This window comes from Alkalithermobacter thermoalcaliphilus JW-YL-7 = DSM 7308, from assembly GCA_001584565.1.
Lineage (GTDB): Bacteria > Bacillota > Clostridia > Peptostreptococcales > Peptostreptococcaceae > Alkalithermobacter > Alkalithermobacter thermoalcaliphilus.
Window position 1 is genome coordinate 893,304 of record LSFY01000001.1, and the last position, 21,550, is coordinate 914,853.

Consider the following 21,550-nt stretch of genomic DNA (forward strand, 5'->3'; position numbering starts at 1 on the left):
GTGGAGATTATTAGTGGAGCAGATATACTAATAGTCGTTGTAGGAACTGGAGTAGGAGTATTGATAGGTTACCTAACAAGAAAGAATATAGCAGAAGGAAAAATAAATTCAGCAGAAGAATTAGCAAAGCGAATTATAGAAGAAGCTAACAAGGATGCAATGACTATAAAAAAAGAAAAATTATTGGAAGCTAAAGAAGATGTTCATAGACTAAGAAACGAATTAGAAAGAGAAAGTAAAGAAAGAAGAAATGAGCTACAAAGATATGAAAAAAGATTAATTCAGAAAGAAGAAGCTTTAGATAAAAAGATTCAGGCTTCAGAAACAAAAGAAATGATGCTAAATGAGAAACTAAAAGAGGTTGAACAAAAGCAAATAGAAATAGAAGCTATAAAGCAGCAACAAATAGAAAAGCTGGAGAGTTTATCTGGATTTACATCAGAACAAGCTAAAGAAATCCTTCTCTCTAATGCAGAAAAAGAACTTAGACATGAAATGTCTATAATGGTAAAACAAATGGAACTTCAGGCTAAAGAAGAGGCAGAAAAAAGAGCTAGAGAAATAATAGCTTACTCTATACAGAAATGTTCAGCGGATCACGTAGCAGAAACAACAGTTACTGTTGTTAATTTACCTAATGATGAAATGAAAGGTAGAATTATTGGTAGAGAGGGAAGAAATATAAGAACTCTTGAAACATTAACTGGAATTGATTTAATAATTGATGACACTCCAGAGGCAGTAATTTTATCTGGTTTTGATCCTATAAGAAGAGAAGTAGCTAGAATAGCTCTTGAAAAACTGATACTGGATGGAAGAATTCATCCGGCAAGAATTGAAGAAATGGTTGAAAAAGCACAAAAAGAAGTTGAAAACATTATAAAAGAAGAGGGAGAGAAGGCTACATTTGAAACTGGAGTTCATGGTTTACATCCAGAATTGATAAAACTTTTAGGAAGATTAAAATATAGGACAAGTTATGGACAAAATGTTTTAAAGCACTCTATAGAAGTTGCTCATTTAGCTGGAATTATGGCTGCTGAAATAGGTGCTGATGTAAGACTTGCAAAAAGGGCTGGATTATTACATGATATAGGAAAAGCTGTTGACCATGATATGGAAGGGACTCATGTAGAAATAGGGATGGATCTATTGAGAAAATATAAAGAATCTAAAGATGTTATTCATGCTATGAGTACTCATCACGGAGATTATGAAGCAGAAAGTATTGAAGCTGTATTAGTTACAGCTGCTGATGCTATTTCTGCAGCTAGACCAGGAGCAAGAAGAGAGACATTAGAATCATATATTAAGCGCTTGGAAAAGCTTGAGGAAATATCTAATTCATATGAGGGAGTAGAAAAATCTTACGCTATACAAGCAGGAAGGGAAATAAGAATTATAGTCAAACCTGATCAAGTAAAAGACGATGAAATAAATCTTTTAGCAAGAGAAATAACTAAAAAAATAGAAGAAGAGTTAGAGTATCCAGGACAAATAAAGGTTAGTGTTATAAGAGAAACTAGAGCTGTTGAATATGCAAAATAAATTAACCCGACGACTTAAGTCGTCGGGTTAATTTATTTTGGCTCTTTGTCAATAGTTGGGGTAGGGTTGACATCAATCCTACTCCATTACTATATTTGAACCTATTTTAATATAGCCATAGAGTTTTGCATGTTTTTGGGTACACTAAATAAACCTAACTAAAATGTAGGAATTTTATGGTATTTAATTAGTACAGTGAATAATTCTATTTCGGAATCTATGGAAATTCTTAATTCCAAAGGAAACACGTTATTTAAAGGCATTTCTTATTTCATTAACCCATCTTCTATATGTAGCTGCACATTTTTCAAACTCTTCTATTTTAGAGCTTTCTGCATTTTTAATCCAATTGATTAAAGCATCACTTTGATAAGAATAATTATTACTTTGACATATCTCATAAAACCATTCTTTTAACTTATGCGCAACGCGCAGGTCATCGTTATACAATAGCATTAAGTCAACTGCTTTTTTGTTTTCATCTTGAAGTTTATGATAACGGGTAAGTATAAGTTTTCTACTTCGTTTGTAATATTTTCTAAGATTAAGTGGCATATTTTTTTGTATACGCTTTCTAACATTTTCAATAGCCCAAGTGACTTGTCTAATAAAATGATATTTATCAATAATAATTTTAGCATTAGGAAAATAAATTTTTGCTAGATCAGTATATGGTTGCCACATATCACAAACAAAAAATTGAACATTACATCTTTCTTTACGGGAAAATTTGTTAAAGTAACTTATAAGATGATTTTGAGACCTATCCGCAAGGATATCTAATACCTTATTTTTCTCGCCATCAACAAGTATACATTGATACCTTCCGGTTTCAGCATTACCCTTAAACTCATCAATGCAAAGAACTTTTGGAAGAGTAGGTATACTGTAATTAACATAGTTAAAGATACGAGTAACCGTAGAAACAGATACATTAGCAGATTTAGCTATTGAAGTCATACTAGTAACTTTAGTAAGTTCATTGCAAATATAATATACTAAGCGCTTAGTCATGCGGTTATAACGGGGAAGAAAGTCGTAATGCTCATAAAATCTTTTACCACATGAACATACATATCGCCTTTTTCGTAGCACAAGGAATACATGTTTAAACTGCAACGGCAAATCCTTAATTAATTGATTTCTATAATCATGAACCCTAGAAGTTAAGCAGCCGCAGGCAGGGCAAGTATGTTCACGTGGATTGGTTTTTATATATATTTTTATAAAAGAATCCTCATGAGAAATTTTATTTATTTTTACGCCTTGTAAATTTAGTAATTTATTGATAAAATTAGAGTGCACTTGTGAATAAATCTCCTTTCTATGTTTTTTTTTAAGGTCAATTAACATTTTAGCAGATTTATTTCACAAGTGCTTTTATTATGCCAAAAAATAAATGTTGAAGCACAATATTTCATGCCCCCAACATTTATTATAGAACCTTTATTTTGAACTATTCCTAGTAGAATTTAATACTAAAAATAAAAAATAAAAATAAAAAATAAAAATTAATAAATAAAAAATATACAAATAATATTAATAAAGAAATTTGAAAGGAGAAGCGAAATGTTAAATAAATTATCGCAAAATCAATTCGTGAAAATAACAAAACTAAATGATAATACTGTTGAGTATGGAATAGTTACTAAGACAAATTATGAAGAAGATGAATACGAGGTATTGTATATGGGCTTTTTAAATAAAAACGGAGAATTTTTAAGTTACCCAACAGAAGTAGAAAGAATATTAGAAAGACTAAAAATAACAGATGCAATATTTGAAGATGTAAAAGAAACAAAAATAAAAAGAAAAATGAATAAATGGATGGATGAAAATTTTGACAAAATAGTTAGAGAAGTACATTAGGGTAAATAAACCATAGTTTAAAACTATGGTTTATTTATATATTTTTATATAGTATAATATAGTAAATAATTGGAACATTAAACTCTAAGGGGGATATAAATCTTGAAATTATATTCTGGAAATATAACGTCTGATATAGAATCGCTAAAAATCAAAAAGAGTGAAAGAGATTTTTATAAAGATATATCTGAAAGGCTAGAAGGTACAGCTATAAGCAAAATAGTTCCATGTAAGGGAATAAGTTTAGACTTAATGTACATAGAAAATAATAATATATTATTTATGAAATTTATGGATACGAGTAGTGATACATATGAAATATTAGAAGAAGAATTAATTGAAGTTATAAATGAGGAGTACAATACGATAAAAGCGAATATAGACAAATTTAACCTAGATATAAAATACAACATAGTTTATATTATGCCTTATGTTCGCATAAATAGATATGTACACTCAGAGGAATTTATAAAATATCATATAATAGATAAAACTAAATATGAATATATAGTTAAAGATGCAAATTTTTTAAAAAGGTACTTTGTTGGAGAAAATGAAGAGACAATATTAAACTTATTTAGATTTTACATATGTTCAGAATATCATGTAGTAAAAAGTGGGATAGAAAATAGAGTTATAAACAGAGATTTCAAGAGAATTACATTTAATCATAAAAATTATAATTATAGTGGATTATTTTTAGATTATACTCAAATTAGCAAAATAAATTCTATAAAATATTGTAACAGTTTAGTAACTGGAGGATCTGGCAGTGGTAAGACTACTTTACTTATGTCAAGATCAATTAAACTAAGTAAATTGTACCCAAGAGATAGATTTTTATTTATAACACATAGCAAGCATCTAATGAACAATATAAAAACTGAAATAAGTGTTTTACAAGGTGATATTGATAACTTAGACATATATAATTTTCATGGTTTTGTAATAAAATTAGCAAAGCAATTTAACTTGGTAGTAGATTTTAGAAAGTTAAATGAAAATTTCAACAAATATTTTAACAATATATTTTTACAAGTTAAAAATTATCTAAAGGATAAAGTTATATATAAAGGAATTTTTATAGATGAAGGTGAAAAATTCGATACAGATCAAATTAAATTTTTAGAATCTATTCTGTATGAAAATAAAAAGATATTAAATATATCCGTAGATACTGGAAAAAACACATCTAAAGCTATATCGATAGAAACAATATTAAATTTTATAAATATAGATGAGTTTGTAGAACTAAATTATAATTATAGGCAAACAAGAAATATAGTTAATTTTATCAACAAATTTACTTATAATGTAGAAGATTACATTACTAGAAAAGTCAATAACAATTATGAATATAAATTTCAAAAAACTCATTCGTTACGAAATGACGGAAACAAAGTTCAGATTATAAAAGTTGATACAATAGATGAAAAGATCGAAACTATAATTTGGGAAATAAACCATTTAGTGTATCAAAAAGGATTAAATTTTTCTGATATAGTAGTAGTATATCCTTTTAACAAGAGGAAACTAAAAAATGGTAATAGTATATATTTTCAATATATTCTTAGAAAAGCATTAGAAAATAACGGGATACCATATATATATGGGACTGATGAGCTAAATTCATTAGAAGAAAAACAGGGTGTTACTATTACAAATATATGCTTTGCTAATAATGTAGAGTATAGAGCAGTTATATTCTGTGAAATAGAAATGTTGTATGACCATAAGATAAATCCAGACCTAACGAATTATAAAAAGAGTAAATTTGTTTGTAATCTAAACATAGTCTATACAGCACTTACTAGATCTATAGACTTTTTGACTATTATAACAACATTGAAAAATGAAGAAAGTGATATAATGGATATGCTAAATAATTCTTTAGATTTTTGATATAATATATAAGTTCAATATATATATATTGAACTTATATATTAATTATTATCGCAATTCATTATGGTTTGAAAAAATATAGAAGCAATATATGTTTATTAGACCTATTATAAATGAAATTACAATTTCTGTAGTATTACTAAAATAAGAATGAATAGATGCAACAATTAAACTTATGACTACTCCTGATAAAGTTATAAATTTTCCTAATGATGATATAAACAAAGATGTCTACCCCCTTATATATGAAATAGAGTACAATTAATTATAGCATATTGGTTTACTTAAAATGTATGGATATTTATGTATAAATATTTAGGTGTGTAATTTTTAAAATTGTGATAATATATAGATTGCGTAAGATAACTTGTAAGGAAGGTGAAAAATATGGAGAAAGAAAAGTTTATACCTGAAATAAGAACAGAACTGAGAAAAAATATAATTGAAGTTCCTAAATCTATCTATAAAGCAAGTGGAATAAATATCTTTGGCAAGAGAGTAAAGTCTTTTCTGTTTTCAACAGATGTAGCTATAATAAGGAATACAAATGCAGATGCCATAATAGCTGTATATCCTTTCACTCCTCAACCTGCAATTACTCAAGCCATAATGGATGTAGCGACTGTACCTGTTTTTTGTGGAGTAGGCGGAGGAATAACTAGTGGACAAAGGTCTATAAACATAGCGTTACATGCTGAATTTCAAGGAGCGCTAGGCGTGGTTTTAAATGCTCCAACACCTAATGAGGTAATAAGAGAAATGAAAGAAAGGATAGATATACCTATAGTAGTAACTGTTGTATCTGAAAGTGAAGATATAGATGCAAGAATAAAAGCAGGAGTATCTATATTAAATGTATCAGGTGCAGCAAATACACCTAATATAGTTAGAAACATAAGAAAGGATTATCCATATTTACCTATCATAGCTACAGGCGGCCCTACAGATGAAACTATTTTGCAAACAATTGAAGCTGGAGCTAATGCTATAACTTATACACCACCATTAACATCAGATATACTTAGTGGGATTATGGATGTATATAGAGACAAAGTAGAAAAATGCTAACATAAAAAGAGGTGATAATATGAAAAAAAGTATACTAATCATTACACTGGCATTTGTATTAAATTTAACTCTTTTAGGATACGCAGATAATTTTAAAGTTGTAACTTTAGGAAATGACTTAAGAGATGATCAAAGACAAAAAATGCTAGATATATTCAATGTTACGGAGGATGATGCTGAAATAATAACGATAACAAATCAAGAAGAAAGAAGTTATTTAAGTGGTATTGCTCCTGAGTCTCAAATAGGTTCAAGAGCGATATCTTCAGCGTATGTTGAACCTTTACCAGAAGGTTCTGGTTTAGATGTTAAGACATTAAATTTAACTTGGGTAACAGAAGATATGATATCTAATGCTCTTATAACAGCTGGAATAAATGATGCAAAAGTGATAGCAGCAGCTCCGTTTAAAGTATCTGGGACTGCTGCTTTGACTGGAATAATAAAAGGATTCGAGAAAGCTACTGGTAAAAAATTAGACTCTAATGCTAAGGAAGCAGCGAATAGAGAAATTATAACTACAGGAGAACTTGGTGAAATAGTAGGTAAAGATAAGGCAGTACAGTTTATAAATGATATAAAAAAGGAAGTAGTTGAAAATAAAATTACAAATCCAGATGATATTAGAACTATAATAAGAAAAATAGCGAATCATTATGATATCAATTTATCAGAAGACCAAATAAATAAAATAGTAGATCTTATGAAAAGAATAAGTGGATTAAACTTAGATGTGACTACAATATCAAACCAAATAAAGAATATAGGCAATAAATTGTCGAATGTTATTGAAAATAATGATGAAGTTAAATCGATTATTGGAAAACTCTTAGAATTGATTAAGTCTATACTGAAAAGAATAAACATTACAGTCTAACACAAGATAGTTATAAACAAAATACTAGCTAACAGCTAGTATTTTGTTTATTTTTTAGTTATAATCAGTATGATCATTTCCTAAATAATAAAGATCTGTGGTAAGCCTAATAAGATGTGAATTTTGATCGTATTTAATCTTGATATTTTGAGGTCTAGCATCATCTTGTTTGCTTATTAAGTATCTATTTACTATATCTAATGCATTTTCTTCATTTATATCTTCATAGACTTCAAAATAACGCTTATCTGGAATTTCTAGTGTAAGATTATATAAATTGTTATTCTTTCTTTCTCTTATCTCTACAACGCCATTTAGCACTTTATCACCCCATTATAAATTATATAACTTACTAATTATATTTCCCTATTTTTAAAAATATATTTAATATGAACTATTAATAATATTATTTTGCTTGATAACATATTTATCATCTGTAATTTTAAAAGAATCTTTAATTCCCGAAGATAAATATACCTCATTATCTTTTGTTACTATTATACATTCTGTATTTTCTATTGATTCTATCAAACTTAAGCCATCGTAAACTCCAGATAAAAATATAACTGTTGAAAGAGCATCTCCATCTATTGAGTTTTCATTTATTATAGTTACAGATAAAATTTCGTTGTCAACAGGATATCCTGTTGTTGTATCAAATATATGATGATAAATTTTTTCGTTTGATTTTATATATCTCTCATAGATTCCTGAAGTAACAACAGACGCATCTTTTACTTGCAATATTCCCATGTAACTACCTGTATCTTCATTAGGATCTTGAACACCTATGTTCCAAGGTCTACCATCAGGATTGTTTCCTATAGTTACTATATTGCCTCCTATGTTAATTACTGCACTAGTTATTCCATTTTCTTCAAAAATCTTTCTAATTTCATCTGCTGCATAACCTTTAGCTATTCCTCCTAAATCTAAAGACATGTTTTTTTCTTTCAAAAATATACTATTTTTTTCTTTGTCTAAAACAACATCATTATAATTTATCAGACTTAACACTTTAGAAATATCACATTGAGATGGTATTTTAGCATTTTCATTTCCTATATTCCATAATTGGACTAAAGGACCTATAGTAGGATCAAATTTTCCATTTGATAATTTAGCGTAATATAAACTTTTATACACAACATAAAAAGTATCTTTGCTAACAATTATTGGTTTTTGTCCAGAATGCTTGTTTATACTAGATATTTCACTACTTCCTATATTTATGCTCATCATTTTTTCTATATCTTTTAATCTATCAAATGCTTTATTTAAAATATTTTTATCATCGTATCCATATACATGAAGATCTACTATAGTTCCCATGACAAGATCAGTTTTAGATATGTAAGATTCATCCTTGGATACACATCCTGATAAAATACAGATCATTAAAACTATTAAAAATAACACAAGTTTTTTCATACTATTACCTCCTAAATTTTAGAAAACTTCAAATAGAATGCTTCAATTTATATAAATAATATATTAGAATAATTATATCAGAAACAAAGTATACACATAAGCTTTTTAAAAGGGGTGGTAGTTTTGCATTATTTTACAGAATATGAGCAAGCAGTAATAGAAAAATTTTTAGAAAAGCTAAAGAAATATACAAAAAATGACTATATAAATAAGCTTAGTCTTTTTAAATCTAGTATATCAAAATATGATAAAGACTTATTTCATGTAGAAGTAGAAGATTGTAAAAATTTTATAGAATTTATTCAAAATAAATATGCTAAGTCTACTTGTGAGAAAATATATGGCTACTTACATAGTTTTTACAATTTCTTATATAAACATGGTTATATAGAGACAAATCCGTTTAAATTTGTTAAAAAACCCTCAGTTTCTAGAATGAAAACTAAAGATGATGTTATGAGTTTTGATGAAGTAAACAGATTAGTATCTATACTTGATAAGCTTAATATAAGAGATAGAGTTATAGTTGTTTTTCTTTTGACAACCGGGTGCCTATTAAGTGAATTAGTAAGTATTAAGTGGAAAGATTTTATTATTGACGAAAAAAATAATTATTATTGTAAAATAGGTTCAAAAAAGAAAGAACGAATAATAAAACTACATCCTTACTTATGGGAACTTATAATTGATTATAGAAAAAATTTAGGTATGAAATATTTTTTTGAACCTACAGATGAATTTATATTTAAAGGAAAAGATAATCAAAGTATAACAGATAGGAATATAAGATTAATAGTTAAAAAAGCATTAAGTTTAGCAGGTCTAGAAAAATATTCGTGTAAAGACTTCAGACATTCTTTTGCTTCGTTTTCGTTGAAATTAGGGTGCCCTGATGAAACTATAAAACAACATCTTGGATGGAGTGATAAATACTATGCTATAAGATACAAATACGTAATTAATTTCTTGGATGATCAACCTATCGATTATATAATGTCAACTAATAAGTTAAAAATAAATGATAAAGAGTAATTTATTTGACAAATTTTTAATATATACAATGAAGGAAAAACAGCATTGTTGTAGAATAGTTATTATTGACAAATAAAAATTAATCTGGAGGTATAAATAATGGAATTATCAAGAAAGCATAACAGTATTTCTCCATCGTTGACATTAGCAATTAGTGCTAAAGCCAAGAAGATGAAAGAGGAAGGCATAGATGTAATCAGTTTTAGCGTAGGAGAACCAGATTTTAATACTCCTGAAAATATAAGAAAAGCTGCTATAGAGGCGATAAATAGAGGGAATATAGGTTATACAGCGGCGTCTGGAATGCCTTCTTTAAAGGAAAGTATATGCAAAAAATTAAAAAATGAAAACGGGTTAGAATATACACCAGATCAAATAATAGTTTCTAATGGTGCTAAACATTCATTATACAATATTTTTCAAGCAATATGCAATGAAGGTGATGAGGTAATAATGGCTTCACCTTATTGGGTAAGTTATCCTGAACTTGTAAAGATGGCAGGAGGAGTTCCTGTATTAGTTGAGTGCTCTGAAGAAAACGATTTCAAGTTTGATGTAGAAAATCTTGAAAAGTATATATCTAAAAATACTAAAGCTATTATATTAAATAGTCCATCAAATCCAACAGGTTCTGTATATACTGTTGAAGAATTGGAAAAAATAGCACAGATAGCTATCAAACACAATATTATAGTTGTATCAGATGAAATATATGAAAAGCTTGTATATGATGAAGTTAAACATGTAAGCATAGCTTCTTTAAATGATAAAATAAAGGATTTAACTATAGTTGTAAACGGTTTATCTAAGGGATACGCTATGACAGGGTGGAGAATAGGATATACTGCATCAAATAAGCAAATAGCTAAAATTATGGGCAATATTCAAAGTCATGCAACATCTAATCCTAATACTATAGCTCAATATGCAAGTATAGAAGCTTTAGAAGGAGACCAGTCTTCTATAGAATTAATGAGAAAAGAGTTTGATAAAAGAAGAAAAGAAATGGTACAAAGAGTTAACAATATAAAAGGTTTATCTTGTAGAGAGCCAAAAGGGGCATTCTATGTAATGGTCAATATATCAAATGTCATAGGGAAAGAATTTAACGGAAAAATACTAAATAGCTCTATGGATGTTGCAGAATATCTTTTAGAAAAAGCTGCTGTTGCAGTAGTTCCAGGGATTTGCTTTGGTGATGATAGATATATCAGATTATCTTATGCTACTTCATTAGAAAATATTATAGAGGGACTAAATAGAATAGAGAAAGCGATTTGCTAGACTCAAAAGGGCGTTATGTATTTATCTTACGCCCTTTTTCTTTATTTGTCTTGATATAGTTCGATATATTATGTATAATCTATATATAAAATAATTATTTAATACGTTTAGGGGTGAAAAAATGAATGAGTTTAGATATCAAAATCCGTTAATCGAGAGATATTGTAGTAAAGAGATGAGTGAACTGTTCTCTGACTACAATAAATTTAAGACTTGGCGTAAATTGTGGATTGCTCTAGCTGAAGCTCAAATGGAACTTGGATTGAATATAACTCAAGAACAAATAGATGAAATGAAAAAGAATTTAGACAATCTAAATCTTGAAGACGCAAAAAAAATAGAAAAGGAAACTAGACATGACGTAATGTCGCATATCAAAGCTTATGGAATGTTATGTCCGAAAGCTAAAGGAATAATTCATTTAGGAGCTACTAGTGCATTCGTGGGAGATAATACAGATTTAATACTGATGTTTGAAGGAATGAATATTATATCTAAAAAACTTGTGAACTTAATAAATAACCTTAAAGAGTTTGCTATAAAATACAAGGATACGCCTACATTAGGATTTACTCATTTTCAGCCAGCTCAGTTAACAACTGTAGGAAAACGAGCATGTTTATGGATACAAGATTTGATATTAGATTTCTATGACCTGCAATATAGAATTGAAAATTTAAAACTGAGGGGAGTAAAAGGTACAACAGGAACTCAAGCTAGTTTTTTAAATTTATTTAACGGAAATCATGACAAGGTTAAGATGTTAGATCAGATCTTGTGTGAAAAAATGGGGTTTAAGGGTAGTTATTTTGTGACAGGACAAACATATAGTAGAAAAATAGATTATCAAATATTATCTCTATTATCATCTATAGCTCAGACAATGCACAAAATAACAAATGATATAAGGTTACTTCAGAGTTTAAAAGAGATAGAAGAGCCTTTTGAAGATACTCAAATAGGTTCTTCGGCAATGCCATATAAGAGAAATCCTATGAGATGCGAAAGAATATCTTCTTTATGTAAATATTTAATATCAAACTCTTTAAATCCAGCACTAATCTTTTCTACTCAATGGTTAGAAAGAACCTTAGATGATTCAGCTAATAGAAGAATTAGTATACCAGAGTCATTTTTAGCTATAGATGCTATATTAGAAATAGGAATAAATGTAACTGATGGTTTAGTAGTATATGAAAAAGTAATTAATAAACATATACAAGAAGAACTTCCTTTTATGGCAACGGAAACAATTCTTATGGAAGCTGTTAAAAGAGGAGGAGATAGACAAGAATTACATGAAAAAATAAGGTCGTATTCTATGAAAGTTACACAAGAAATAAAGTTAGAAGGTAAGAAAAACAATCTTATAGAGTATATTTTAGAAGATGAAGAGTTTAAATTAAAAAAAGAAGATATAGATATCATTATGGATCCAAAAAATTTTATAGGTAGAGCACCGCAACAGGTAGACGAATTTATTGAAAATGAGGTAAATCCTATTTTGAATAGATATAAAGAATTACTTGGATTAAAAATAAATCTTAAGGTATAGAAAAACGAACCCCCTTTGCTTAAAAAGGGGGTTCGTTTTGGAAAAACTAGTTACAAACAGGATTTTTAGTATCCTCACATCGGAATGTGATTGTAAAAACAACTATGGCAATAATATAAATAACACTAGTTATGTAGTAAGGAATTTCATAATTAACATAATAAATGATCTGGCCACCCAAAAATGTTCCTGCTGCTCTGAATATGTTAGATGTAAGTATTATAAAACTAGAAAACATGTTCATATTTTTTTCTTCTATAGTCTCCATTGATAAATTTTGTATTATTGGTTGGGCCATATTCATCAATGCTGTTCTCCATAAAAAACATACAGATATAATAAATATATTTTTAAACATCGATATAGACAACAAAAAAGGAATGGATAATGCTTGGCATATGACTACAGATCTAGCTTTTCCGAATAGTGTACTTAAATAAGGAGTCAATAATCCCCCTAAAACTATCCCAAGTTGAGAAATACAAATAATAACTCCTACAATTTTGTTGTCAACATTCATAGTATCTTTAATATACATACTAAAAAAAGGAACTACAAGACCAGAACCTATCCCTATAAGAGCATTAAATAGTATTATATTAATAGATGGTTTTATCTTTAAAATAGTAATTATATCTTTAAGTGTTCTATCGGAGTTTTTCATTTTTATATTTTCTATCGTAAGAATAGGGAATACGGAAAGTGATGATATTATTGAAAAAATAAGTAGTGTATACTTTGTGCTGAGATTAATATCAGACATAAATCCAGCTATAAGAGTTCCTATCATCATAGAAAAATTCTTTATAGAAAAGTTTAAACTAAATACATTCATTCTATTTTCGGTAGTTGTAACTTTCATTAAATAAGGAGATTCTGTTACAAATTGGAATGACATTCCAACTCCTAGTAAAAATGATGATATTAAGAGTAAGGTTGGATTTAAGCTAATAGATATTAATATACAGCTGGAACTGATTAGGACAACAGATGATAATACGCTTTGTTTATGTGTGTATTTTTTAAGAAAAATTCCAGAAATAATAGACCCTATAGCTGTTCCGAGTGTTTGAATAGATAATATAGATCCTATAAAAGCATCGTCTAAATTATTAATTTTTAAGTGTATGCTTAAAAAATTAGAAAAACAACCCAATGTAAAAAAAATCAAAGAAGATCCAATTAAGTAGTTTTTTATATTTTTTTCGTACATAAAAACCTCCAAGAAGTATGTATAATTTATTATATTAAAAGAATAACATACAAAATACCATTTTGGATACTAGAAAAGAAGCGACACCCAACTATTCTTTAAATGTATATTTAGGGAATAGTTTAATTCGCAGTCTTGAAATTCGGTAGTAAATATTGTATTCTTTTCCTAGTATTTATATTTTATTAATTTTATCCACTTTTTAAGGAGTGATTCTATGAATAAAACAATTAAAATTCATAACAAATCTGATAAACCCTACAACATAGTTTTAAAAGAAAACCAAGCTATAGAAAAATGCATCAATATACAAAATAGCTTACCTGATTTTATGAAAGATTATTTTATATATCTAAAAAACGCTGTTGCCACTTCTACTAGACTGGCTTATCTAGAAGATATTTATTTTTTCTGTAATTATTTGGTGAATGAAACAGATTTAACGGTTGCTTCTAATGTAAAAGAAATAAAATTAGAAGAATTTGAAAATATTAAATCTAGGGATGTTAATATTTTTTTAGGAGAATACTGTTCAAGGTATTATAAAAAGACTAAAAATAGCTTATTGATATTTGAAAATCATAATAGAGCTTTAGCAAGAAAAAAAGCATCTATAATGTCTTTGTTTAAATATCTTTACAGAAATGAGCAAATAAAAAATAATATAACAGATGGGTTTAATCCTATAAAATTACCTAAGCCCCAGCCTGATGCTATAAAAAGATTAGAAATAGATGAAGTTGCTAAAATGATAGATGCTGTAGAAAGCGGATACGGATTAACTGACAAAGAAAAGTTATATTGGAATAAGACTAAATTAAGAGATAAAGCTATTTTGTTGTTGTTTGTTACGTATGGATTAAGGTTGAGCGAGTTGCAACAATTGAATATATCTTCTTTTAATTTTTCTAGAGGAGAATTTAAAATATACAGAAAAAGGAATAAAGAGGTTTTAATGCCTCTTAATAAAACTTGTGAGACTGCAATAATAGAATATATAGAAAATGAAAGACCTAATATTACGGGTGATGATGAGGATGCATTGTTTTTATCTTTACAGAATACTAGGATGACAACAAGAGCAATAAGAGAATTAGTAAAAAAATATACATCAATAGCTATGGGAACCACTAAAGAAAACGGATATAGTCCACATAAATTAAGAGCTACTGCTGCTACCTCTCTAATTCAATATGGTTTTTCTATATATGATGTTCAAAATTTGCTAGACCATGATAATGTAACTACTACTCAGCTTTACGCTGCTCACAAAAAAAATGTAAAAAGAGAAATAGTAAAGAATTTTGAGTGGTTAGGAGAAAATGAATAATATAAATAGATAAGTTTACTATATACAAATTATGTAAACATAAAGAACGCCTGTTTGCAAAAGAATATATATAGTGATATAATTTAAAATGTATTATTGAATTCGAGAGGAGTATACAAGATGTTTGATGATTTAAATAAAAAACAGATAGAAATATTAAATTTCATAAAAAGCGAGTTAACAAGAGTAGGATATCCCCCTTCGGTTAGAGAAATATGTTCGGCAGTAGGATTAAAATCAACATCCACAGTACATTCTCATTTAAATAAATTAGAAGAAAAAGGATATATAAGAAAAGATCCTACAAAACCTAGAGCTATAGAGGTTCTAGATTTTGACAGTAACCGAATAAATATTAATGAATCTATAAGTAATATCCCTATTGTTGGTCAAGTTACCGCTGGCTCTCCTATCCTAGCGTTAGAAAATGTAGAAGATTTTTTTCCTTTACCGAATAGTTTATTGAAAGGACATCATAGTTTTATGTTGAAGGTTAAAGGTGACAGCATGATTAATGCTGGCATATTTGATGGAGACTATATATTAGTAAAACAACAAAATACGGCTAAAGATGGAGATATAGTTGTAGCTTTAATAAATGACAATGAAGCTACTGTAAAAAGGTTTTATAAGGAAAAAAATATTATTAGATTACAACCAGAAAATGATTTTATGGACCCTATTTATGTTGATGACATCAAAATTTTAGGTATAGTATATGGTTTGTTTAGATTTAATATTTAAAAGGTATATAACTTTAGTTATATACCTTTTAAATTATTATCTTTTAACATTTGACTTAAAGCTTTGAGAACTCCTAATTTAGAATGAGTAAAAGTTAAGCCACCTTGGAAATATACGTTATATGGCGGTTTGATAGGAGCATCAGCACTTAACTCTATAGATGATCCTTGAACAAAAGCTCCTGCAGCCATTATCACATCAGAATCATATCCTGGCATTGCCCATGGTTCCGGGGATACGAAAGAATCAACTGGAGCTGCTGCTTGGATACCCTTACAAAAAGAAATTACGCTTTCTGGTCTATCTAATTTTATACACTGTATTATATCACTTCTTGGATCGTCATATTTAGGAAGGACATCATACCCTAATGTTTCAAAAATCTTAGCGCAGAATATAGCTCCTTTTAACGCTTCAGACACTATGTAAGGTGCTAAAAAAAGACCTTGAAGTACAGTTCGTGTTGTTCCAAATGTCAAACCACATTCTTTTCCTATACCTGGAGAAGTAAGCCTATAAGATATAAGTTCAACAATGTCTTTTTTTCCTACTATGTATCCTCCTGTTAAAGCTAACCCTCCTCCTGGATTTTTTATAAGTGATCCAGCCATAATATCAGCTCCAACATCTGTAGGTTCTTTAAGCTCTAAAAATTCACCATAGCAATTGTCTACCATTACTATAACATCTTTTTTAACAGATTTAACTACGTGTATAATTTTTTGAATATCATCTATTGTTAGAGATTTTCTCCAACTATATCCTTTAGATCTTTGTATCAACACTAATTTAGTCTTATTAGTAATCGCATTTTTTATACGTATATAATCGGGTTCTCCGTTTGGGAGAAAATTTACTTGTTTATAAATTACGCCAAATTCTTTTAAGGATCCTCTAGATTCTCTGATTCCTATAACTTCTTCTAAAGTATCATATGGTTTTCCTGTAGCAGAAACTAATTCATCTCCAGGCCTTAAAATTCCTGTCAAACAAAGAGAAAGTGCATGGGTTCCTGAAACGATTATAGGCCTAACTATTGCATCTTCTGCATTAAATACTTTTGAATATATCTGTTCAACCTTATCCCTTCCTATATCATTATAACCATAACCTGTAGTCCAATTAAAGTGCATATCACTTAAATTTGACTGTTGCATAGCCTTTAGAACTTTATATTGATTATATTCTTTTACATCATCTATTTCTTTAAATTTAGATTTAATTTGATCTTCGATTTTGTTAGAAAGTTCTAGTATAGATTTGGATATTCCGTAAAAATTTAGTAGTTCGTGTTTAGTTTCTGAAATCAAATAAAATCACTCCTTATGCAATAACATTTATAATGCCCTATAACATAAGAAGAATTTTATCACAAATTAGATGTTAATTCAATTTAATATAATTAAAATCGACAATAAATCAGAAGAAACTTCGCATAAGATACGTTATGCGAAGTTATTTTGGTGTATCATGAAGGATTATAGCTTATTTTATAGAATAATATATAATTATTATCTAAAAATATAGGAGGAATACATGTTATGAAATATACAATTGAGCAGCTTACAGAAAATATACAATTAAGAAGAAAATTATTTAAATGTGATATCGATACATATCCTTTAGAATTTAGAGAGGCATTAGAGATATTCATAGATGCATTAATTTCAGCAGAAAAATCTATCAATACAATATCTTCGTATTATTTTGATATAAAGATTTTCTTTGATTTTATAACATTAAAATATCCAAATATTGAATACATTTCAGATATAAGACCTATAAACATAACTAAATATTATACATATCTCCAGACAGAAAAAAGAAATTCTCCTAGATCAATTCTTCGAAAAAAAATGGTACTGAAAGTATTCTTCTTATATTTAATAGAACAAGGAGTAATCTTAGAAAGACATAATCCTATACTAAAAGATGAAATAATAAAAAACAAAACAAAGAACTTAAAACCTTTGCCCACTTATTTAGAAAAAAATGAAATAATAAATTTACTAAGTTGCATAGATAAAAATGAAATTAATCAGTTCTATAAATTTAGAAATCTTACTATTTTTACATTAATGCTATATACAGGACTGAGAATATCTGAAATAGTAAATATAGATCTACAAGATATTCAATATGCCATGGAGTATGAAGTTTTAAATATTATAGGTAAAGGAAATAAGCAAAGGAAAGTTCCTTTGTTAAAGCAATTTCTAGACGATGGATACTTAAAGTGTCTTAAGCATTATTACGATATAAGGATACAAAAACAAGTAAAAACTAATGCATTTTTTATATCGAGTAAAAATACAAGAATAACCCCTAGGGCTATACAAATGTTAACAAGAAAATACTGTAAAAATATTAATATAAATAAAAATATAACACCTCATAAATTTAGACACACTTTTGCTACACATTTAATAAAAAATGGTGCTGATATTAGAAAGGTTCAAGAATTACTAGGGCACTCATCTATATCCACAACTCAGATATATACTCATATAGCTGTGGATGATTTGAAAAATACTCTAAAAAACTATAATATAGGTATATAAAAAATAAAAAGAAGAGTTATTTAAACAACTCTTCTTTTTTTGAGATTAGAAAATTAGTTTTTCGAATTGTTAACTGTTAAACTTATATTTCTTGAAGGTATTATAGTAGATATGGCATGCTTATATATCATTTGTTGTTTTCCTTCATTTTCAAGTAGTATTATATAGTTATCAAAACCTTTTACTGTACCTTTTAGTTGAACTCCATTAACCAAAAAAATTGTTATTGATATCTTTTCTTTCCTAGACTGATTCAAGAATAAGTCTTGTAAATTAAGTGAATTGTTTTTCATAGTGCATTACCCCTCCTATATACTTAATCTAGTATTACTTCTTCATAAGTTTTAAATTTCCTTCTACATATTGTAGTATATTATATATTAAATCATTTCTATTGCTAAAATCATCTATATTAAACCATTTAGCATTACTATATCGCTTAAACCAAGTTAATTGTCTTTTAGCGTATCTTCTACTATCTCTTTTTATTATATATATAGCTTCTTCTAATGAGTATTCACCCTTTAAGTATTTTATTATTTCTTTATATCCAATACCTTGCATAGAAGTCATATTCTCGTGATAGCCTAAAGATAGAAGGTTTTTAACTTCATCTATTAATCCGTTTTCAATCATTAAATCTACCCTTTTATTTATTCTGTCATATAAATTCTGTCTATGTCTATTTAAAATGATAATTATAGGATGATATTCACTATTAAGCTTTATGTCTTTCTTAAAATTCCCTATTTGCTCTCCAGTTTTAATATAAATTTCTAAAGCTCTGATTACTCTTTTTACATTATTAGGATGAATTCTTTCAGCAACACTCGAATCTATATCTTTTAATTTATTGTGAATAAATTCAGGTCCATACTCTAAAGCTTCCTGCTCTAGTTGTTTTCTTATACTATCATCAGAATCTGACTTGCTAAAATCCATATCATAAATTATAGAATTTATATAAAGGCCTGTACCTCCCACTATTAAAGGAATTTTTTCTTGATTGTAAATTTTAAGTATATATTCTTTAGCTAACTTTTGAAATTCGGCTACAGAAAAAGGTGTTTTAGGATCTACTTCATCTATTAAGTAATGTTTAATGCCTTTCATTTCTTCATAAGAAATTTTTGCCGTACCTATATTCATATATTTATATATTTGCATAGAATCCGCAGAAATTATACTTGTGTTTAATCTTTTAGCTATATCTATAGAAATATCAGTTTTTCCTACAGCAGTTGGACCACAAATTATAACTAATGGTATACTCATACATCAAATTCCTCTCTATTTTCTAAATTATTCTTTTAAACATTTTTTCAATTTCAGATTTTTTTATTTCCACTATTATAGGTCTTCCGTGAGGACAGGTATATGGATTTTCACATAATCTTAACTTTTTAATAAGGGCATCCATTTCTATAGTGTTTAAGAAGTCTTTAGCCTTTACTGCAGCTTTACACGCTATAGATGCTACTTTATCTTTTCTTAATTCGTATTGGTTTTCGATTATGCTAATATTATCTATTATTTCTATAATAAATCTTTCTGATTCTGGCTGTCCAAATAGATTAGGTATAGATCTTATTATTATACGATTATTTCCAAATAGATCTATTTCAAAACCAAATTCTTCAAATAAACTTAACTTATCTTTTATTATTAATATGTCTTTAGTTGATAAATCAAGTACAATTGGATCTATTAAAATTTGAGAAGTTATTTTACTATTTTTTAGTTTATATAGATATTCTTCATATATTATTTTTTCATGTGCGGCATGCTGATCTATGAGAAACATAGATTCTTTGGATCGAGCTACAATATAAGTATTGAATATATTACCTATAATATCTAAATCTGGCAATTTTGTTTTTTCATCTTCTCTTACTACAAACTCACTTTCGTTTACAGAACTATTATTGAGATAAGCGTTAGAATCAATAGGTATATTAGAATTTTCTCTCAATATATTAAATTTAGGATCAGAAGCATCCTCTAATATGTTGTATTTAGGAATTGTTATTTGTTCCTCTATAAATAGATTTTCTTTGATTTCCATCTCTTTTGATACACTATTTAACTCTACAGAATTAAAGGACAAATTATCATTTATGTGTTCTTCGAATTTGGGGATAAGAGATGAATGTATCAAAGATGCATATATTTCTTGTTTTATAAACTTATATAGCTCATTTTCATTTTCAAATTTGACTTCTAACTTTGTAGGATGAATATTTACATCTATAGACTTAGGATCTACTTGTATATTTAAAAAACAAATAGCATGTTTATTTACTGGTAGTATAGATTTGTATGCATCACTTATAGCATCTAGTATTAAAGTAGTTTTAACGTATCTTCCATTTACATAAATATGTTGCATAGATTTATTAGATCTATATATCGAATTATTTCCTACAAAACCATATATCTTGAAATAATTGTTTTGTGTAGATATTGATATTAAATTGTCAGCAATATTTTTTCCATATACACTGCGTATGGTGTTTTTCAGGTTGTCATCACCAGGTGTGGTTAACATAATTTTGTTATTATTTACATATTTAAACTTAATATTGGGATTCCCTACACAAATCTTATTTATTATATCTGTTATAGATAATGTCTCAGCGTTAGAAGGTTTTAAAAATTTTCTTCTAGCTGGTGTATTGAAAAATAAATTTTTTACTATAATTGTAGTTCCTATACTACAACCTATAGGTTCTTTTTTTATGACACTACCTCCAGATAAATATAACTTAGTACCAAATTTATCATTTTCAGTTTTAGTTATAACTTCTATTTCAGATACAGATGCTATACTAGCTAAAGCTTCTCCTCTAAATCCCAACGAATTTAGATTGTATAAGTCATCTATATTTAGAATTTTGCTAGTTGCATGTCTTTGAAAAGCTTTTTCAACTTCATGTGAATCTATTCCAGTTCCATTATCAGTAACTCTTATTAATTTTTTACCCCCATCTTCTATTTCTATCGTTATTCTAGATGCTGCTGCATCTATAGAATTTTCTATTAACTCTTTAACTATAGACGAAGGCCTTTCAACTACTTCACCAGCTGCTATTTTATTTATAGTATTTTCGTCTAATATGTTTATCTTAAAGTTCAA

Annotated in this window: 19 protein-coding genes; 11 read left to right on the forward strand and 8 right to left on the reverse strand. The window is 27.7% G+C overall.

Going from position 1 to position 21,550, the window contains the following annotated elements; all coding sequences use genetic code 11:
* The first annotated feature begins 6 nt into the window (after nucleotides 1–6).
* Nucleotides 7–1,548, forward strand: coding sequence for a ribonuclease Y (rny, locus tag JWYL7_RS04715; protein ID WP_489752599.1), 1,542 nt, complete (start codon nucleotides 7–9; stop codon nucleotides 1,546–1,548).
* A 249-nt stretch (nucleotides 1,549–1,797) separates the two neighbouring features.
* Here the strand turns inward: rny and JWYL7_RS04720 are convergent, their stop codons facing one another.
* Complete coding sequence (locus tag JWYL7_RS04720) at nucleotides 1,798–2,901, reverse strand: ISL3 family transposase (protein WP_331722110.1); 1,104 nt, start codon at nucleotides 2,899–2,901, stop codon at nucleotides 1,798–1,800.
* A 216-nt stretch (nucleotides 2,902–3,117) separates the two neighbouring features.
* Here JWYL7_RS04720 and JWYL7_RS04725 point away from each other — a divergent pair, with 216 nt between their 5' ends.
* The 4 genes from JWYL7_RS04725 (at nucleotide 3,118) to JWYL7_RS04740 (ending at nucleotide 7,264) form a co-directional block, all read left to right on the forward strand.
* The gene (locus JWYL7_RS04725; RefSeq protein WP_066069669.1) at nucleotides 3,118–3,417 is read left to right on the forward strand and encodes a hypothetical protein; all 300 of its coding nucleotides are present in this window, start codon (nucleotides 3,118–3,120) and stop codon (nucleotides 3,415–3,417) included.
* A 102-nt stretch (nucleotides 3,418–3,519) separates the two neighbouring features.
* Nucleotides 3,520–5,319: a UvrD-helicase domain-containing protein gene (locus JWYL7_RS04730; RefSeq protein WP_066069672.1), complete on the forward strand. Its 1,800-nt coding sequence runs from the start codon at nucleotides 3,520–3,522 to the stop codon at nucleotides 5,317–5,319.
* A gap of 387 nt (nucleotides 5,320–5,706) precedes the next feature.
* The gene (locus JWYL7_RS04735; protein ID WP_083528281.1) at nucleotides 5,707–6,387 is read left to right on the forward strand and encodes a beta/alpha barrel domain-containing protein; all 681 of its coding nucleotides are present in this window, start codon (nucleotides 5,707–5,709) and stop codon (nucleotides 6,385–6,387) included.
* Between the two features lie 19 nt (nucleotides 6,388–6,406).
* Complete coding sequence (locus JWYL7_RS04740; protein ID WP_066069679.1) at nucleotides 6,407–7,264, forward strand: DUF1002 domain-containing protein; 858 nt, start codon at nucleotides 6,407–6,409, stop codon at nucleotides 7,262–7,264.
* Nucleotides 7,265–7,318: 54 nt separating this feature from the next.
* On the opposite strand, the gene JWYL7_RS04745 is transcribed toward JWYL7_RS04740, so the two are convergent.
* Together JWYL7_RS04745 and JWYL7_RS04750 are read right to left on the reverse strand one after the other, a co-directional pair.
* The gene (locus tag JWYL7_RS04745) at nucleotides 7,319–7,585 is read right to left on the reverse strand and encodes a hypothetical protein (protein WP_066069683.1); all 267 of its coding nucleotides are present in this window, start codon (nucleotides 7,583–7,585) and stop codon (nucleotides 7,319–7,321) included.
* 63 nt (nucleotides 7,586–7,648) lie between these two features.
* The gene (locus tag JWYL7_RS04750) at nucleotides 7,649–8,695 is read right to left on the reverse strand and encodes an FAD:protein FMN transferase (RefSeq protein WP_066069686.1); all 1,047 of its coding nucleotides are present in this window, start codon (nucleotides 8,693–8,695) and stop codon (nucleotides 7,649–7,651) included.
* A 114-nt stretch (nucleotides 8,696–8,809) separates the two neighbouring features.
* Between JWYL7_RS04750 and JWYL7_RS04755 the strand changes: the two genes are divergently transcribed.
* The 3 genes from JWYL7_RS04755 to purB all read left to right on the forward strand — a co-directional run bounded on the left by JWYL7_RS04755 (nucleotide 8,810) and on the right by purB (nucleotide 12,566).
* On the forward strand, nucleotides 8,810–9,727 hold the full coding sequence (locus tag JWYL7_RS04755) for a tyrosine-type recombinase/integrase (protein ID WP_066069689.1): 918 nt from the start codon (nucleotides 8,810–8,812) through the stop codon (nucleotides 9,725–9,727).
* 99 nt (nucleotides 9,728–9,826) lie between these two features.
* Nucleotides 9,827–11,011 (forward strand): pyridoxal phosphate-dependent aminotransferase, encoded by a 1,185-nt coding sequence (locus JWYL7_RS04760; RefSeq protein ID WP_066069692.1) that lies wholly within the window; start codon nucleotides 9,827–9,829, stop codon nucleotides 11,009–11,011.
* Nucleotides 11,012–11,132: 121 nt separating this feature from the next.
* Nucleotides 11,133–12,566, forward strand: a complete 1,434-nt coding sequence (gene purB, locus JWYL7_RS04765) for an adenylosuccinate lyase (RefSeq protein WP_066069694.1) — start codon at nucleotides 11,133–11,135, stop codon at nucleotides 12,564–12,566.
* Nucleotides 12,567–12,612: 46 nt separating this feature from the next.
* Here purB and JWYL7_RS04770 read toward each other — a convergent pair whose 3' ends face one another.
* A complete protein-coding gene (locus JWYL7_RS04770; RefSeq protein ID WP_331721872.1) occupies nucleotides 12,613–13,812 on the reverse strand; it encodes an MFS transporter in 1,200 nt (399 codons plus the stop codon).
* 184 nt (nucleotides 13,813–13,996) lie between these two features.
* On the opposite strand from JWYL7_RS04770, the gene JWYL7_RS04775 reads away from it, so the two are divergent.
* Nucleotides 13,997–15,109 carry a tyrosine-type recombinase/integrase gene (locus JWYL7_RS04775; protein ID WP_066069699.1) on the forward strand — a complete coding sequence of 371 codons (1,113 nt, stop codon included), beginning with the start codon at nucleotides 13,997–13,999 and terminating at the stop codon, nucleotides 15,107–15,109.
* Between the two features lie 120 nt (nucleotides 15,110–15,229).
* Nucleotides 15,230–15,853: a transcriptional repressor LexA gene (gene lexA, locus JWYL7_RS04780; protein WP_066069702.1), complete on the forward strand. Its 624-nt coding sequence runs from the start codon at nucleotides 15,230–15,232 to the stop codon at nucleotides 15,851–15,853.
* A 17-nt stretch (nucleotides 15,854–15,870) separates the two neighbouring features.
* On the opposite strand, the gene JWYL7_RS04785 is transcribed toward lexA, so the two are convergent.
* On the reverse strand, nucleotides 15,871–17,163 hold the full coding sequence (locus JWYL7_RS04785) for a methionine gamma-lyase family protein (protein ID WP_066069705.1): 1,293 nt from the start codon (nucleotides 17,161–17,163) through the stop codon (nucleotides 15,871–15,873).
* A 231-nt stretch (nucleotides 17,164–17,394) separates the two neighbouring features.
* On the opposite strand from JWYL7_RS04785, the gene JWYL7_RS04790 reads away from it, so the two are divergent.
* Nucleotides 17,395–18,414, forward strand: coding sequence for a tyrosine-type recombinase/integrase (locus JWYL7_RS04790; protein WP_066069708.1), 1,020 nt, complete (start codon nucleotides 17,395–17,397; stop codon nucleotides 18,412–18,414).
* 53 nt (nucleotides 18,415–18,467) lie between these two features.
* Here JWYL7_RS04790 and hfq read toward each other — a convergent pair whose 3' ends face one another.
* Genes hfq through mutL form a run of 3 tightly spaced genes read right to left on the reverse strand, consistent with a single transcriptional unit; the run spans nucleotide 18,468 to nucleotide 21,550 of the window.
* The gene (hfq, locus tag JWYL7_RS04795) at nucleotides 18,468–18,707 is read right to left on the reverse strand and encodes an RNA chaperone Hfq (RefSeq protein ID WP_066069713.1); all 240 of its coding nucleotides are present in this window, start codon (nucleotides 18,705–18,707) and stop codon (nucleotides 18,468–18,470) included.
* 34 nt (nucleotides 18,708–18,741) lie between these two features.
* Entirely contained in the window at nucleotides 18,742–19,689 is a 948-nt protein-coding gene (miaA, locus tag JWYL7_RS04800; protein ID WP_066069716.1) for a tRNA (adenosine(37)-N6)-dimethylallyltransferase MiaA, read from the reverse strand.
* A gap of 22 nt (nucleotides 19,690–19,711) precedes the next feature.
* A complete protein-coding gene (gene mutL / locus JWYL7_RS04805; RefSeq protein ID WP_066069718.1) occupies nucleotides 19,712–21,550 on the reverse strand; it encodes a DNA mismatch repair endonuclease MutL in 1,839 nt (612 codons plus the stop codon).